This window comes from Thermomicrobiales bacterium (assembly GCA_037045155.1).
Lineage (GTDB): Bacteria > Chloroflexota > Chloroflexia > Thermomicrobiales > CFX8 > JAMLIA01.
Window position 1 is genome coordinate 695,714 of record JBAOIG010000003.1, and the last position, 16,524, is coordinate 712,237.

Below are 16,524 nucleotides of genomic sequence, written 5' to 3' on the forward strand. Positions count from 1 at the left end.
GTAGCGCTAATACCCGTCAGGCTGCCCCGACCATCGGTCAATGATTCTCTGTCACCGGACGCGGCGTAGCGTCCCGGCGCACGGCATGCGTCTGGACGTTATGAGTTGTGGGCGCCTTCGGGATTGCCGTGGCTGCTCCCCCGTCGTCGCGAGCTGAGATTGATTGCCGGAGCCGGCCAGAGGTGCGAAAGCGCCACCTCGGCGTCATCGACAAGGACAAGCGCGAGATCGTCGGTACCGATTGTATTGAGCAGTTGATCGACGGCCATCTCCTCATTCGCGACATTGATCACGATCGGTGGCACGGCGACTGTGGCTATTCCTGCCTTGATTGCCGCTATTCGTGCCTCATCGTCCGTTTCACCGTGCAGGAGGATGATTCCACCGATGCCACCGATAACGCGACCTGCCTCGTGGATCTCCGTGTCGGACAATCGAGGCAGACGCCCGCAGACGACAAGCGACCGGCGGTGGGGGATGTGACGAATGCCTCGCGCCAGTTGCTTGAGTGTCGCGACGAGCTCGGGCGCATCGGCAATGACGGTGGCTTCGTTGTACGCGAAGACATTTGCCGCAGCAGGCTGCAGATCGGGTTCTGTGGTGAACGAGAGCAGTGCAGCCTCAATGATGAGCGGGTCGATCCCGATCGCGACAGCAGCCGCTGTCGCGGCGAGGAGATTCTGAACCTGGAAGAGCATCGTGCCGCCCAATGTAGCAGGGACCGAGGCGACATCGATGACATGAGAGGACTCGTGTCGGTCACCGACGACTACTTGCCCGTCCTGGATCCAGCACCCGATCCCTCCCGCATTGAGGCGGGCCTGCAGGACGGGGTTGTCGTTGTGGAGCGCATAGGGGAACACCAGGCAGTGTGCCTTCGATGCAACCTCGTTGACATCGTAATCGTCGGCGTTGACAACAAGCATGCCGTCGGGTCGCATCGATTCCACGACGATATGCATAGCCTGCCGTTCCCGACTCGCATCCTCAGATAACAGGCAAGCCTCATTGTTGCCGCAGAGCGTTGTCATGATACCGACGGGGTATGTGTCCTTCGGAAGGCCTGCGGCGACAACAGTCGCGGCGGCCATCTCCTGAACGACGACCCGCAACTCCCCATAACGGGCGGCAAGGAGAACGCGAGCCCATGGCCCGAGCTCGCCATCCTGCTGTTCTCCCTCGACGTAGACGCCGGACGAGAGCCAGGCGGCGTCGGGCCATCCGGCCTTGTTGAAGATGCTGTTCAGCATCCAGGCGATCGTCGTCTTGCCAGACGTCCCAGCGATGGAGATGAGCGGGAGTGTCTCAGATTGTCCGCGATCGACGACCCGGCTTCTGAAACCGGGCGGTCGTGTGATGGTGTCGGTCACCAGCCTCTACTCCTGTACTTCGTCAGCCGCGAGATGAGCCAGTAGCCCATGCGCGCGAAGACCGACGACGAGCGCTCGAATTGCCCGTCCCCGGTGCGAGATCGCGTTTTTTTCCTCTATCGACAGTTCGGCCATCGTTCGGCCGGCGAACGCGGGCGCGTCTGAATCGTGAATCTCGAAGAGTGGGTCGAAGCCGAAGCCATTCGAACCGCGCGGATGTTCCAGCACGATCCCGCGAATCGCCCCTTCGGTAACGCGCTCCTCACCGTCACGAGTGACAAACGCCGCCGCCGACACGAACCGTGCGCCTCGTTGGGCGCGGGGAACCCCGGCGAGTCGTCGGAGGAGCTCGCGATTGTTCGACTCGTCAGTTGCGCCGGGGCCGGAGAACCGCGCCGAGCGGATTCCAGGCTCTCCCTGAAGCGCATCGACCACGATCCCGGAGTCGTCGGCAATCGCGGCGTCGGCTCCCCCGGCCGCGTGCCGGGCCTTCAGAAGCGCGTTCTCTACAAAGGTCTCGCCATTCTCTTCGGGTGACTGAAGCCCCATCTCACCAAGCGTGAGTAACGTGACGTTCGCGGGTAACAGATGCTGGAGCTCCGCGATTTTTCCGGCGTTGTTGGTCGCGACAACTATTCGCATGCGCGCCTCCGCGTTCCCGCCTTAATGGCGTCGGCAAGCGAATCGCCAAAGAGCTCGATGGCATTGTCTGTCGTTGCCTTGGCCAACTCCGCGAGATCCATTCCATGAATGCTGGCGAGCGTCTCGGCTGCGCGAACAATCATCGCTGGCTCATTTCGTGAACCGCGATGCCCCTGTGGCGCTAGATAGGGTGCGTCGGTCTCCAGTATCACTCGATTGAGGGGCGCAAACGCGAGCGCATCCCGGACCGAATCGGATGACTTATACGTCGCGACTCCGCCGACGCCAAGATACAGCCCGAGCTCGAGGCAACGCGACGCGAATTCCCGGTCGCCTGAGAAGCAATGCAGCACTCCCCGGATGGGGCCTTCCTGCTTGAGGAGGGCGATGACATCGTCCTCGGCGTTGCGCTGGTGAATTACAATCGGCGCATCAAGCCGCCGGGCGAGTCGCAGTTGCTCTTCGAACACAGCCCTCTGGATCGCTGGCTCGGCATGATCACGGTAGTAATCCAGCCCTATCTCCCCGATGGCGACAACGCGTTGGTCGGCGGTTTCGCGTTCCAGGAGTGCCGGGAAGTCGTCAGTCCAGTCCTCGGCATGATTCGGATGCAGACCGACAGTCCGGACGATCATGGGGTAGTGCTCGACCAGTGCCGCCGTCGTCGCCCAGCGTTCCTGGCTGAACCCGATTGCGATCATGGCGCTGACTCCGGCGGCGATGGCGCGCTCGATGGCCGCCTCCCGATCATCGTCAAACACCGGCAGATCCAGGTGCGCATGCGTGTCGACGAGCGTGATCATTTCACGGTCACACTCTTCGCGAGGTTTCGTGGCTTGTCCGGGTCGAACCCACGACGCAGCGCGAGCTGATAGCCGAGCATCTGGGCAGGAGGCGCCATCACCAATGGTGAGGCATCGGCGACGTCAGCGATCGGCAGGTGAATATCGAAGACCTCGTCGTTCTCGGGCGAGATACCGATGATCAACCCTCCACGGGCTTTCAGCTCCATCGCCCCAGAGATGATGTCCGTCCGCGTCTCGTCGAGCGGCGAGTATACGATGCACGGAGTTCCGGGCTCGATCAACGCGATGACGCCATGTTTGAGCTCTCCCCCGCGAAACCCTCCGCGTGGAGATACGAGACCTCCTTGATCTTGAGCGCGGCTTCAAGGGCGGTCGGGTAGGAGAGTCCGCGGCCAATGATGAACAGGTTCTGGCTTGCGTTGACGGTCTCGGCAACGCCGTGAACGCGGTCGATGAACCCGGGTGTCAACGCCGCGCTGACGCCATCCACCGCGCGCCAGAGCAGATCACGTCCGACATGTTCCGAGCCGTTGAGGATATGCGCGGTGAGCAGCAGCGTCGCGACTTTTGCTGTGTAGGCTTTGGTTGACAGAACACACTGTTCTGGGCCGGCATCGAGATGCACGGAGAAATCGGCGATTCGGTCGAGAGTCGAACCTTTGACGTTCACGAGCGCCACGATCTTCGCGCCGCGCTCGCGGGCTGCCAGCACCGGCTCGATGACATCCACCGTCTCGCCCGATTGCGACAACGCGACCACCAGCGAGCGATCGGTGAGGAAATGTTCCTGGTATTCGAACTCGCTGCCCACCACGAAGTTGACGTGCCGTCGGGCGATCCGCGAGAACAGGTAGCTTCCCGTGAGGGCGGCGTATGACGCGGTTCCACAGCCGACCAGGAACGTGCCATACGACCTCTGGATCAGCCGGGCGAGCTCCCGCGTCTCATCAAGCTTGTCCCGCGCGATTCGCTCGAGGACGGCCGGCTGCTCGTGCATCTCCTTGAGCATGTAGTGTGGATAGCCGCCGAGCTCGGCCGAACCCTCCTCAACGGGAATGTCGGCCCAGACGAGCGGCCATGCCTGACCGTCACGAGCATCGATCGAGGTGATGCCGTCATGCTCGAGCTGGACGAGCTGATAGTCCTCCAGATAGGACACGCGCTCGGTATGCCCTGCGAGAGCGAGTGTGTCTGACGCGATGAACGATCCGGATTCGCGTTGCCCGATGACCAGCGGAGAGACGTGTTTGATCGCAGTCAGTGTTCGCGTTGAACGATCGAGCACGATGATTGCGTTCAGGCCCCGCAACTGCATGAACGCCCGTGCGACGGCGGAGCGCACAGCCTCGGGGGTATCACCCTGGCCCAGCAGATCGCTGACGAGGTGTGCCACGACCTCCGTGTCGGTTTCGCTGTGAAATGCGTACCCGCGCTCTGTCAGTGACGTGCGTAGCGAGCGGAAGTTCTCGATGATGCCATTGTGAATGACGGCCAGCCGGCCAGATGCGTCCGGTATTGGATGTGCGTTCGCTTCGCAGACGCCACCGTGGGTGGCCCAGCGCGTGTGGCCGAAGCCGATATCGGAGGCCGGCAAGTCGACCATGGCAGACCCGATCTTGCCGACGTGCTTCTCTATCTCGATGTGGTTGTTGATTCCGACTGCGACACCCCAGGAGTCATACCCCCGGTATTCGAGTCGTTTCAATGCCTGAAGGACCATCCCGCCGGTGTCAGTGTACGCTCCGACATAGCCGAATATTCCACACATGCGCGCAACCTTCCGGCCCGCGCGGTAACGCGGGCGAGTGCGATGTCAACATCACGAGCTTGTTGGAAGCGCGGCGGGCGGTTTGAACCCCGTCGGGATCCTCTATCTGCACATGGGATCCGATTGTGCGGTGAATTGCTCCACCGGTTTCCGAAAACCCTGCGAGCGTGCTACCCGGAAGGCCATCCGCCGAATCGTTCGATCAGGCCTTCTCCTCGTCACCTCACGCCTCCACGTGAGGCCAGGCGCTACAGTGCCGGAACCTTCATCCCAGCGCGCATTCCATCGTCACTATACCCGCCTGCCATGCGCCGGACAAGACGGCGCGCCATCGGTCGCGAACGTTCGGTATACTCATGCGGACTGGCCGTTCGGGCGCGGCGGAGATGCATGAACGATCGACCAAGACGCGAACCGATCCTCAGCAGGTCGGCATCCTGGGCCGGCCCGGTCTCAGCGCACACCCGCCATTTTGAACTCACCACCACAGTGAAGCAACGAGAGAGCGACGCGCACGCGTGATCGAACGCTACACGCTGCCCGAGATGGGCATCATCTGGAGTGAGCAACACAAGATCGACCAGTGGCTCGCCGTTGAGAAGGCGGTCTGCGAAGCCTGGGCCGCACGAGGCGTGATTCCGGCAGACGCGATGCCGGCCATTCGCCAGGCCACCTGCAGCGTCGATCGAATGAAGGAGATTGAGCGCGAAACCGACCACGATGTCATCGCGTTTCTGCGCGCCACCGGGGAGACAGTCGGGGAAGCGGCGCGGTTCATCCACCTCGGATTGACAAGCTCCGATGTCATCGACACTGCTCTGGCCATGCAGACAGTCAATGCGGTCGATCAGCTGCTTTCGCGGCTCGACATTGCCATTGATGTCGTCGGGCGGCAGGCGCTCGCGCATCGGAAGACGCTGATGATCGGTCGGACCCACGGAGTGCACGCCGAACCAATCACGTTCGGCTTCAAGCTCGCAGTCTGGTACGACGAGCTCCGCCGTAATCGCGTCCGCTTGCAGGCTGCACGGGAGACGATACGGGTCGGCAAGATCTCCGGCGCCGTGGGCACTCATGCAAACGTGCCACCGGATATCGAAGAGGATGTCTGCGTGGCCCTGGGTCTGGCTGTCGCGCCTGTCTCAACTCAGATCATTCAGCGCGACCGTCATGCGGAAGTTGTTGCAGCGCTCGCAGTTCTGGCGTCGTCGCTGGACAAGTTCGCTGTCGAGATCCGCCACCTCGCGCGCACTGAAGTGCGCGAGCTCGAGGAAGCGTTTGACCCGGGCAATCAAGGCTCGTCCGCGATGCCACATAAGCGCAATCCGCACGAGAGCGAGCGTCTCAGTGGACTGGCCCGACTTGTTCGCGGCTACGCGGTGACGGCGCTTGAGAATGTCGCGCTGTGGCATGAGCGGGATATCTCCAACTCATCAGCCGAGCGTGTCATCTTCCCGGATGCGTTCATCATCGTCGATTACATGCTGCACCTGTTCGCCGATCTCGTTGACAACTGGGTGGTATATCCGGAGCGGATGCGCCAGAACCTCGATATGACCGGCGGCGCGATCTTCTCGCAACGCGCAATGCTCAAGCTCATCGAAGGCGGCCTCGATCGACAGGTCGCCTACAAGCTCATTCAACGCAATGCGATGCTGGCGTGGGACAAGGGCGGTCACCTTCGCGATTACTTGCGGAGCGAGCCGGACGTTACCGCCTTGCTGACCGACGATCAGATCGACGATCTGTTCGACTACGGCTATCACCTCCAGCATATTGACCGCGCATTCGAACGCGTTGGCCTGTTGGATCCAGCGCAATCCGGACCAGGAGGTCGAGCATGACGATGCCACTCCGCAGCATCGACATTCCCACGCTGCGCCGCTTCCGGCAGGGGAAGGTGCGTGACTCGTTCGACCTGGGCGATCGTTTGCTAATGGTTGCGTCGGATCGTGCTTCGGCCTTCGACGTGATTCTTCCGGACGCCATTCCGGATAAGGGCCGCGTTCTGACGATGCTCGCGTCCTGGTGGTTCCGTCAAACGGACGCGATCGTGCCGAACCACCTGCTCTCTACCGACGTAGAGGACCTGCCAGACGAAGTTCAGCCGGTCCGGGAGGTGCTGAGGGACCGCTTCATGCTGGTGCGGAAGGCTGAGCGCATTGATATTGAGTGCGTCGTCCGTGGCTATCTGGCCGGCTCGGGATGGGCGGAGTACCAGAAGTCAGGGTCCGTTTGTGGTGAGCGGCTGCCCAAGGGACTACGGGAGAGCGATAAGCTGCCAGCGCCGATCTTTACTCCCGCGGCCAAGGTCGATGATGGACACGATCAGAACATCTCGTTTGCCGAAGTCGAACGACGGGTTGGCGTCGATACAGCTCGCCGGCTTCGCGAAGCATCCTTCGCGCTCTATACGTTCGCCGAGCGCAAGGCACGCGAGCGTGGAATCCTGATCGCCGACACCAAGTTCGAGTTCGGGATGATCGATCGCCAGCTCATCGTCATTGATGAGATGCTGACGCCGGATTCGTCGCGGTTCTGGGATGCCGCTCTCTATGAGCCCGGCCGCGCTCAGGACAGTCTCGATAAGCAACCGATTCGTGATTGGTTGCAGCTGTCTGGTTGGGATAAGACTCCCCCCGGACCGCCACTCCCTGCGGAGGTGATCGAGGCTACAACACGGCGTTACCGAACAGCCTTCGAGCGACTGACCGGGATGGAGTTTCCTGAGGCGTGAACCTGAAGAAGGATGGGGTGGGTCTAGCGGTGAAGCAGTCGTACCTGGCCGAGGTGTTCATTTCGTTGAAGCCGATTGTGAACGATCCTGAAGGGCTGTCGATTCGCGATGGACTCCGGTCTCTCGGCTACGCCGACACCGAGAGCGTCCGCGCGGGCAAGTATCTGCGAGTTACGCTGAGCGCGAGTTCGACGGCGGACGCCGAAGAGTCGGTGGCGCGAATGTGCGACCAGTTGCTAGCGAATCCGGTGATGGAGACGTATCGGATTCAGATGACGGCGTTGGCCGACAATTAGGGGGAGTGCGATGCGTTTCGGGGTCGTGATCTTTCCCGGATCAAACGGTGACCATGACGCTCTGTCGTCGATTGAGCATGGGCTGGGCGAGGAGGTCGTGCCAGTCTGGCACAAGGACCGCGCAGTGGATCACTGTGATGCGCTGCTGATACCTGGAGGCTTTTCGTATGGTGACTACTTGCGGGCCGGCGCGATCGCGCGATTCTCGCCGATCATGGACGCAGTCATCGAGTTTGCGAACCAGGGCGGGCCGGTGCTTGGCATTTGCAATGGATTCCAGATCCTGACTGAGGCGCACCTGCTGCCTGGCGCTCTCCTTCGAAACGGCAGCCTGCACTTCGTCTGTACCTGGGTCCACGTGCGCGTCGAGACCGATAAGACCCCGTTCACCGCGGAGATCGACCCGGGCTCGGTGCTGCGGCTTCCGATCGCCCATGGCCAGGGTCGGTATTTCGTGACGCCCGAGCAATACGCGGAGCTGGAGGCCAACGATCAGGTCGTCTTCCGGTACTCGGACGCTCGTGGCGAAGTTCATGACGATCACAACCCGAATGCGTCGATCGGGCATGTTGCGGGTGTCTCGAACCGGCGTGGCAACGTCGTTGGGCTGATGCCGCACCCAGAGCGTGCCTACGATGGCGCGCTAGGCGGCGATGATGGTCTACGAATTCTCGGGTCCGTCAGTCGGGCCATGTTGCGGACGGTGGGCGCGTGAGTACCGATATCGTCACTGACGCCGTGCTTCGGGAGGTCGCGCTGACGCGGGCTGAGTACGATCAGGTGGTTGAGCTGCTCGGCCGGCCGCCGAGCCCCGTCGAGCTTGGGATGTTCGGGGCGATGTGGAGTGAGCACTGCGGCTACAAGAACTCACGGCCACTGCTCAAGCACTTTCCAACGTCCGGCGACCGTGTGCTTCAAGGTCCGGGCGAAAACGCCGGGGCGGTTGATATCGGCGATGGACTCGCGGTCGTGTTCAAGATCGAATCGCACAACCACCCATCGGCGGTTGAGCCATACGAGGGTGCGGCGACCGGGGTCGGAGGCATTGTCCGCGACATCTTTACGATGGGCGCGCGGCCGATCGCGTTGCTGAATTCGTTGCGGTTCGGCTCGCTCGATCGCCCACGGAACCGCTACCTGTTCGATGGGATCGTAGGTGGCATCGGCGGGTACGGCAATTGCCTGGGAATCCCGACCGTGGCCGGTGACATCTTCTTCGACGACCGCTACAACGGGAATCCGCTCGTCAACGCCATGTGCGTCGGAATCGTCCCGCACGACAAGATCATGCGCGCGACCGCCTCCGGTGTCGGCAACCTCGTCGTGCTCGTGGGGGCTGATACTGGACGCGACGGTATCCATGGCGCGACGTTCGCCTCGGTCGAGAATCCGGAAGAGTCCCATCGCGGCGTGGTCCAGGTTGGCAACCCATTCCTTGAGAAGCTGCTGCTCGAGGCATGCCTCGAAACGCTGGAGGTTTCCGGCGTTGTCGCGATGCAGGATCTCGGCGCTGCCGGGCTGACCTCTTCCGCCGTTGAGGTCGCCAGCAAGGGCGGGCTTGGGATCGAGATCGATGTGCAGAAGGTGGCGCGCCGCGAAGTCGGCATGACGGCGTATGAGGTGATGCTCTCCGAGAGCCAGGAGCGCATGCTGATTATCGTCGAACCTCCGTCGCTCGATGAATTGGTCACGATCTTCGATCGCTGGGATCTGCATTCGGATGTGATCGGCGTTGTGACCGACGATGGGCGAGTCCGCATTCTCGATGGCGAGGATGTGGTTGCCGATGTCCCTGCAACCTTCTACACGGATGATTGCCCCGTCTATATTCGCGATGGAGTTGAGTCGGCCGCTATTGTGGCGCTGCGAGATACCGACATCTCCAGCTGGGATGCGCTGGAGGCTACCGATGTGTTGCCGGCGCTGGGCCGGCTTCTGGCGAGCCCGAACATTTGCTCGCGGCGGCCGGTCGTCAGCACCTACGACCACACGATTCTCTCGAACACTGTCGTAGCCCCGCTCGAAGGTGACGCGGCCGTTGTTCGTATCAAGGGCACTCGCCGCGGACTGGCGCTGAAGACCGACTGCAATCCGCGCTACGTCTATCTGGATCCGCGTCTCGGCGGGATGCATGCTGTCGCTGAGGCGGCGCGCAATGTCTCCTGCGCTGGCGCCACACCGATCGCGCTGACGAACTGCCTCAACTTCGGCTCGCCGGAGAAGCCAGAAGGCTACTTCCAGCTCGAACAGTCAATCCTCGGTATGGCGCAAGCTGCGGAGGCGTTCGGCACGCCAGTTGTTAGCGGCAACGTCAGCCTCTATAACGAATCAGAGGGTGAGGCGATCCTGCCGACGCCGACGATCGGTGTCGTCGGTGTTCTCGATGATGTGACGAAGCACTCCGGGTCTACCGCCCCGTCGGGGACGGAACTCTGGCTCATCGGCAACCTTGAGGCGACGCTTGGCGGGTCAGAGTATCTCGCCGAGATTCACGGCATTACTGCGGGCCGGCCGCCCGCGCTCGACCTGAACCTGGAGCGGCTGGTCCAGGCAGCAACGAGGGCGCTGGTCGGTGAGGGGATCGCGCGCGCTACCCACGACACGTCAGAGGGTGGCCTGCTGGTTGCGGTCGCCGAGATGCTGGCGCCCAGCGGCACGGGAGCATCCATCGATATCAGTGCGGTGGTCACGGCCAACGACAACAGCCTGGCGCGCGCGTGCTTCGGTGAGGCCGCATCGCGAGTCATTGTCGCGATCGAGCCGGCGGATCGCGATCTGTTCGTTCGCCGATGCGCCGAGCTTGGAGTCCCTGCGACGGCGCTCGGCACGGTTACTGGTCGCTCGCTGGAGGTCGCAACCGTTGGTAGCGTCGCGATAAGCGACCTTGCCGCACAGTGGACGAGTGGGCTAGGCACGAGCGATGCGATTGTATAGCGCGGACACGTGGAATTGAACGCAGAGGACACGGACGGGTGAGCGACTGATGTACCTGGACGATAACGATAAGCCGGCGGAGGAGTGTGGGATCTTCGGTGTCTACGCTCCGGGCGCCGATGTCGCTCGTATGACCTTCTTTGGCCTGTTCGCGCTTCAACATCGCGGGCAGGAAAGCGCTGGAATCGCCGTTTCCCACGTCGGCGAGATCCGCTTGCGCAAGCGGCTGGGGCTTGTGGCAAACGCATTCTCAGAGTCCGACCTGCGACATCTGCCGGGACAGATCGCCGTTGGCCACACCAGATACTCGACAACCGGCTCGACGATGCCGGAAAATGCCGGGCCAATGGCGGCTGAAAGCGACCTCGGCACCATCGTGGTTGCACATAACGGCAACATCATCAATGCTCCCGCGCTGCACGATGAGCTTGTTGAGGCGGGCGTCCGTCTGCAGACCACCACCGACTCCGAAGTGATGACTCATCTCATCGCCCGCGCGCCCGGAGCGACGATTACCGACAAGCTGGCGGTTGCGCTGCCACGCCTCGTCGGCGCCTACAGTCTCGCGATCCTGACTCCGACACGCCTCATCGCCGTTCGCGACCCGAATGGCATTCGGCCGCTCTGCCTGGGTCGGCTTGACGATGGCTGGGTCGTGGCATCTGAAACGTGCGCCCTGGCGACTGTCGGCGCTCGATTCGAGCGCGAGATCGAGCCGGGCGAGATCGTCTCGATCGGCCCGGGTGGGATCGAGACGACCACGATCGACCAGCTCCGACGGAGCAAGCTCTGTGTTTTCGAGCTGATCTACTTTGCCCGACCCGACTCCCTGATGCAGGGCGAGCGCCTGTACCTGGTCCGTCAGCGTATGGGCGCGGAGTTGGCACGGGAACATCCGGTCGATGCCGATATCGTCGTTGGCATCCCCGATTCTGCGACCCCGGCAGCCATCGGTTATGCGCGCGAGGCGGGCATCCCGTATTCCGAAGGGCTGATCAAGAACCGCTACATCGGGCGGACATTCATCCAGCCCGACCAGCGGCTCCGTGAGGTTGGCGTTCGACTCAAGTTCAACGCCCTGCCCGAGGTTGTCGAGGGCAAGCGCGTCGTTCTCGTCGACGACACGATCGTGCGCGGGACGACGAGCAGGCCGCTCGTGAACTTGATCCGCGACGCGGGCGCGCGGGAGGTACACATGCGCGTCCACGCGCCACCGGTGATGTGGCCATGCTATCTCGGTGTGGACATGGCAACTCGCGAGGAGTTGATCGCCGCCAACTTGACCTTGGCCGAGATCACGCGCGAGATCAACGCCGACTCACTGGGCTATCTCTCGCTGGACGGGCTGTTCCGCGCGATCGGGCAGGAGAGCGGACGATTCTGCTCGGCGTGCCTGACTGGCACATATCCCGTTGAGGTGAATGGTGTGGTCGGGAAGATGGCGCTTGAGCGAACGGTCTCACACAGCTGACACGCGGGCGTTAGAATACTGCGTCGAATGGCATGATAGAGTGTCCCGGCGCGATATCGTCGCGTTGTGAATGGGGAGGGCTTGATGAAGAAGACAGCGCTCGCTGAAAAGCACGAGCAGCTTGGCGCGCGGATGGTCGATTTCGCCGGCTGGTATATGCCGGTCCAGTATTCGGGCATCATCGAAGAGCACCGCACCGTTCGCACCGCCGCCGGCCTGTTCGACCTTGGTCATATGGGGCAGGTCGGAGTTACTGGCGCGGACGCCCTCACGTTCCTGAACTACATCGGATCAAATGACGCCAGTGTTCTCGCGCCGGGGCAGGCAATCTATTCATTGATGCTCAACCCGACCGGCGGCGTGATCGACGATATCATCATCTACCGCAATCCCAGCGGTGTTGGCTACTTCGTCGTGATCAATGCATCGAACACCGATAAGGACGTCTCCTGGCTGCAAGAGCAAGCCGGGAAGCGCAACGATCTCGCGGTGCAGGTCGATCACCTGTCGGACACGATGGGAATGATCGCGATCCAGGGCCCGAACGCAGCGTCGATCGTCGCAAAGCTATCGTCGGTCGATCTGTCCGACATGGAGTCGTTCTCCATGCGCGAGACGCAGATCGCCGATGTGACCTGCATGGCTGGACGCACCGGCTATACCGGTGAGGACGGCTGGGAGTTCTACTGCCCGGTTGATGATTCCGCGCAGGTCTGGGATGCGCTGATGGCGGCCGGCCAGGATGAGGGCTTGCGACCGATCGGCCTTGGCGCTCGTGACACGCTACGTCTTGAAGCACGGATGCCACTCTATGGCAACGAGATGAACGACGAGATCAACCCCTACGATGCAGGGCTCGGCTGGGCGGTCAAGCTCGATCGAGATGACTTTGTCGGGCGCGATGCGTTGTTGGCAGTGCGCGAACGCGGCGTCAACAAGCGCACCGTCGGATTCAAGATGGTCGAACGAGGTGGCGTGCCTCGGTCGCATTACGAGGTGCAGGTCGATGGCAAGGTCGTCGGCTTCGTGACAAGTGGCACCGCGTCGCCGACGCTGGGCGAAAACATCGGCCTTGCGATGATTGACAAGGCCTATGCAGGCGTTGGCAAGCCGCTGGACATTATGGTCCGGGGTAAGGCCGTGCGGGCCGAGCAAATCAAGACGCCGTTCTACAAGCGCGGCGCATAGTGTGGGGAAGCGCGCGTCACTGGACGCGGCACATTGACGTTGGGAGGTTGGACTGTGGAGATTCCTCAGGGCTACAAATTCACCAAGACGCATGAGTGGGTCAAGGTCGACGGTGACATCGTGACGATTGGCATCAGCGACTTCGCACAGGGCGAGCTGGGCGATATCACGTATCTCGAGCTTCCAGCGGTCGGACAGTCAATCACGAAGTCAGATCCGCTCGGCGTCGTTGAGTCCGTCAAGGCTGCGACCGATGTCTACTCCCCGGTCAGCGGTGAGGTCGTTGAAGAGAACGAGAGCGTGATCGACGCTCCTGAGCTCGTCAACTCATCTCCCTACGGCGATGCATGGCTGGTCAAGATCCGCTTGAGTGATCCAAGCCAACTCGACGAGTTGATGGATTCCGGCGAGTACGCGAAGCATGTCGCGGAGTCGGGCGGCCATTAGGAAGCTGGCATGCCGGTAGCCGTCTGCGGCGCCGGCCGGAGGTCGTAATGACGTTTAACCCACACACTGAGGAGGACCGCGCAGCGATGCTCGCGGCGGTCGGGGCTGCAGGGGTGGAGTCGCTCTTCGACGCAATCCCCGACGCGGTCCGCTTTCCGACGCTCGACCTGCCGCCGACGTTGTCGGAACAGGAGGCGTATTCTCGCCTGTCCGAGCTTGCGGCGAAGAACCTGAATACGATCGAGCATCCGAGCTTCCTTGGCGCTGGACTCTACTCCCATTACGTTCCGGCTGCTGTCCAGCAGATTCTGTTCAGGGGCGAGTTCTACACTGCCTACACTCCGTACCAGCCCGAGGTGGCTCAGGGGACGCTGCAGGCGATCTACGAGTACCAGACGATGATCGCCAACCTGACGGGAATGGACGTATCCAACGCGTCGCTTTACGATGGCGCGACCGCGCTCGCTGAGGGCGCCTTGCTGACGGTCTCGCTGCCGCGAAAGCGCACGCGCGTTGTGTTGTCCGGAACCGTCCATCCCAACTACCGCGAGGTGGTCCGGACCTACACCAGCGGTCTGGGCCTCGATATTGTCGAGCTGCCGGTCCCGACCGACGGTCTGGCCACTGATCCGTCGGCCTTCGATGACTACCTCGACGATAACCTGGCTTGCCTCGTCGTCCAGTACCCGAACTTCTTCGGGACGATCGAGGACATCGCCGCGGTAGCCGAAAAGGCGCACTCCGTTGGCGCCAACCTTGTTGTCTCGACATATCCGACATCGCTGGGGTTGCTCAAGCCTCCCGGCCAGCTCGGAGCTGATGTTGTCACCGGCGAAGGCCAGTCACTTGGCAATGGCCAATCATTTGGCGGTCCGGTCGTCGGACTGCTGGCGACCCGAGAGAAGCTGGTGCGACAGATGCCGGGCCGGCTTGCCGGCATTGCATACGACAGTGAGGGCAAACGCGGGTTTGTGCTCGCGCTGCAAACGCGGGAGCAACATATCCGGCGTGAGAAGGCCACCAGCAACATCTGCACGAACCAGGGCTTGATGGCGCTGGCAGCGGCGGTTTACCTGGCAACGCTCGGGTCACAGGGCCTGAAGCAGGTGGCAACGCTCTGTTATCAGAATGCTCACTATCTGGCTGCGCAGCTGGAGGCGACCGGCAAGTTCACGATTGAGAACGATGGGCCGTTTTTCAACGAGTTCACCGTTCGGACGTCCGAATCTCCGGCCTCACTGAACGCCCGCCTGCGGGACGCCGGGATCATCGGCGGATACGAGCTATCCAAGGTGGATCCATCGTTGGATGGGCGGATGCTTCTGGCGGCAACCGAGATGACCGGCCGCGACGCAATCGACCGCTTCGTCGCCGTCGCGTCATCCTAGGCTCGCGATCGAGTTCCGAGGCCCGCGGGTTGTACGCCCGCGGGCTTTCGTGTCCGTCGTTCGTGGCATGACTATCATTGTTAGAATTGGCTGGACGGATCTTCGTCTACTCGTCTGGAAGTGTTTCTCATCGTGAAACCGATCGTTGCAATTGTCGGCCGGCCGAATACCGGAAAATCGACGCTGTTCAATCGTCTCGTCGGTGAGCGACGCGCGATTGTGTCGGATGTGCCTGGAACAACGCGTGACCGCATCTACGGTGACGCGGAGTGGATGGGTGTCGAGTTCTCCGTCATCGACACGGGTGGTCTGCAGGATGACGACGAGCTGGGGCGACTCACCACCCGCCAGATCGGGGAGCGCACTCAAGCGCAGGCGCGGGTTGCGATCGAGGAAGCGGATGTCGTTCTCTTCCTTGTCGACGGCAAAGGCGGCCTGACTGCCGCCGATCTCGACGTTGCGGGAGTTGTTCGTGAGTCAGGCAAGCCGGCCGTGCTTGGCGTGAACAAGACCGAGACCGAATCGCGTCGCGAGGCTGCCTGGGAGTTCTTCGAGCTTGGGCTCGGCGAACCCGTCCCCTTTTCGGCGTTGCATGGGATTGGAACCGGCGACCTTCTTGATGAGGTCGTTCGTCAATTGCCACGCGCCGATGAGACTGAGGAAGAAGAGGATCTCCCCGCAATTGCCATTGTCGGCCGGCCAAACGTGGGAAAATCTGCGCTGCTGAATTCGCTGCTGGGATCCGAGCGATCGATTGTCGCCGATCTGCCTGGCACGACTCGAGACACGATCGACAGCATTGTGGACTGGGCCGGGAATCGTGTCCTGCTGATCGACACGGCCGGTATCCGGCGACGGGGCAGGATCGAGTCGGGTATCGAGAAGTACAGCGTTCTTCGCTCGGAGCGCGCGGTCGATCGCGCCGATGTCGCGCTGGTCGTCATTGATGCTGACGAGGGGTTTACTGCCCAGGATCAGCACATCGCAGGCTACGTTGTCGAGCAGGGCAAGGGCCTCGTGCTGGTTGTCAACAAGTGGGACCTTGTCACAAAGGATCACCGGACGATGGATGCATTTCGGGCGAAGGCGGCCGAGGCATTCAATTTCGCGTCGTGGGCGCCCCTCATCTTCGTGTCCGCATTGAGCGGTCAGCGCGTCAACCAGATCATCGAAGTGGCGCTTCATGTCATCGGGGAGCGCCATAAGCGGATCGGCACCGGCGAGCTCAACCGCCTTCTTCGTGATGCTGTAGCCCATCATCCGCCACCTTCGCGATCGGGCAAGTGGGTCAAGTTCTACTATGCGACACAGATCGACATTTCGCCGCCGCGTTTTGTCTTCTTTTGTAACGATCCGAAATCGGTTCACTTCTCCTACGAACGCTACCTCGAGAATCAGCTCCGCGATCAGTATCGGTTCGACGGAACACCGATCGTGTTGCACTTCCGTGGTCGGCGTCGTGATGATGAGTAGAGGC

Annotated in this window: 15 protein-coding genes; 10 read left to right on the plus strand and 5 right to left on the minus strand. The window is 61.9% G+C overall.

Going from position 1 to position 16,524, the window contains the following annotated elements:
* Positions 1-98: 98 nt before the first annotated feature.
* The 5 genes from V9F06_06420 to glmS are packed head-to-tail and all read right to left on the minus strand — an operon-like array spanning position 99 to position 4,586.
* Positions 99-1,370 (minus strand): Mur ligase family protein, encoded by a 1,272-nt coding sequence (locus V9F06_06420; GenBank protein ID MEI2617260.1) that lies wholly within the window; start codon positions 1,368-1,370, stop codon positions 99-101.
* Between the two features lie 6 nt (positions 1,371-1,376).
* Positions 1,377-2,012 (minus strand): RdgB/HAM1 family non-canonical purine NTP pyrophosphatase, encoded by a 636-nt coding sequence (gene rdgB, locus V9F06_06425; GenBank protein ID MEI2617261.1) that lies wholly within the window; start codon positions 2,010-2,012, stop codon positions 1,377-1,379.
* Positions 2,003-2,815 (minus strand): TatD family hydrolase, encoded by an 813-nt coding sequence (locus V9F06_06430; GenBank protein ID MEI2617262.1) that lies wholly within the window; start codon positions 2,813-2,815, stop codon positions 2,003-2,005. The genes rdgB and V9F06_06430 overlap by 10 nt, the downstream gene beginning before the upstream one ends.
* Positions 2,812-3,099 carry a hypothetical protein gene (locus V9F06_06435; GenBank protein MEI2617263.1) on the minus strand — a complete coding sequence of 96 codons (288 nt, stop codon included), beginning with the start codon at positions 3,097-3,099 and terminating at the stop codon, positions 2,812-2,814. The genes V9F06_06430 and V9F06_06435 overlap by 4 nt, the downstream gene beginning before the upstream one ends.
* Positions 3,096-4,586, minus strand: coding sequence for a glutamine--fructose-6-phosphate transaminase (isomerizing) (glmS, locus tag V9F06_06440; GenBank protein MEI2617264.1), 1,491 nt, complete (start codon positions 4,584-4,586; stop codon positions 3,096-3,098). Before glmS ends, V9F06_06435 begins: the two co-directional genes overlap by 4 nt.
* A gap of 518 nt (positions 4,587-5,104) precedes the next feature.
* Here glmS and purB point away from each other — a divergent pair.
* The 10 genes from purB (at position 5,105) to der (ending at position 16,520) form a co-directional block, all read left to right on the plus strand.
* Positions 5,105-6,430, plus strand: a complete 1,326-nt coding sequence (purB, locus tag V9F06_06445) for an adenylosuccinate lyase (GenBank protein ID MEI2617265.1) — start codon at positions 5,105-5,107, stop codon at positions 6,428-6,430.
* Positions 6,427-7,323, plus strand: a complete 897-nt coding sequence (locus V9F06_06450; GenBank protein ID MEI2617266.1) for a phosphoribosylaminoimidazolesuccinocarboxamide synthase — start codon at positions 6,427-6,429, stop codon at positions 7,321-7,323. Before purB ends, V9F06_06450 begins: the two co-directional genes overlap by 4 nt.
* A complete protein-coding gene (purS, locus tag V9F06_06455) occupies positions 7,320-7,619 on the plus strand; it encodes a phosphoribosylformylglycinamidine synthase subunit PurS (protein ID MEI2617267.1) in 300 nt (99 codons plus the stop codon). The genes V9F06_06450 and purS overlap by 4 nt, the downstream gene beginning before the upstream one ends.
* A 10-nt stretch (positions 7,620-7,629) precedes the next feature.
* A complete protein-coding gene (purQ, locus tag V9F06_06460; GenBank protein ID MEI2617268.1) occupies positions 7,630-8,334 on the plus strand; it encodes a phosphoribosylformylglycinamidine synthase subunit PurQ in 705 nt (234 codons plus the stop codon).
* The gene (gene purL, locus V9F06_06465) at positions 8,331-10,553 is read left to right on the plus strand and encodes a phosphoribosylformylglycinamidine synthase subunit PurL (GenBank protein ID MEI2617269.1); all 2,223 of its coding nucleotides are present in this window, start codon (positions 8,331-8,333) and stop codon (positions 10,551-10,553) included. The genes purQ and purL overlap by 4 nt, the downstream gene beginning before the upstream one ends.
* A 49-nt stretch (positions 10,554-10,602) precedes the next feature.
* Positions 10,603-12,024 carry an amidophosphoribosyltransferase gene (purF, locus tag V9F06_06470; GenBank protein ID MEI2617270.1) on the plus strand — a complete coding sequence of 474 codons (1,422 nt, stop codon included), beginning with the start codon at positions 10,603-10,605 and terminating at the stop codon, positions 12,022-12,024.
* 84 nt (positions 12,025-12,108) lie between these two features.
* Positions 12,109-13,212 carry a glycine cleavage system aminomethyltransferase GcvT gene (gene gcvT / locus V9F06_06475; GenBank protein ID MEI2617271.1) on the plus strand — a complete coding sequence of 368 codons (1,104 nt, stop codon included), beginning with the start codon at positions 12,109-12,111 and terminating at the stop codon, positions 13,210-13,212.
* Between the two features lie 54 nt (positions 13,213-13,266).
* Entirely contained in the window at positions 13,267-13,659 is a 393-nt protein-coding gene (gene gcvH, locus V9F06_06480; GenBank protein ID MEI2617272.1) for a glycine cleavage system protein GcvH, read from the plus strand.
* 47 nt (positions 13,660-13,706) lie between these two features.
* Positions 13,707-15,047, plus strand: a complete 1,341-nt coding sequence (gene gcvPA, locus V9F06_06485) for an aminomethyl-transferring glycine dehydrogenase subunit GcvPA (protein ID MEI2617273.1) — start codon at positions 13,707-13,709, stop codon at positions 15,045-15,047.
* A 132-nt stretch (positions 15,048-15,179) separates the two neighbouring features.
* Positions 15,180-16,520, plus strand: a complete 1,341-nt coding sequence (der, locus tag V9F06_06490; GenBank protein MEI2617274.1) for a ribosome biogenesis GTPase Der — start codon at positions 15,180-15,182, stop codon at positions 16,518-16,520.
* Positions 16,521-16,524: the final 4 nt, after the last annotated feature.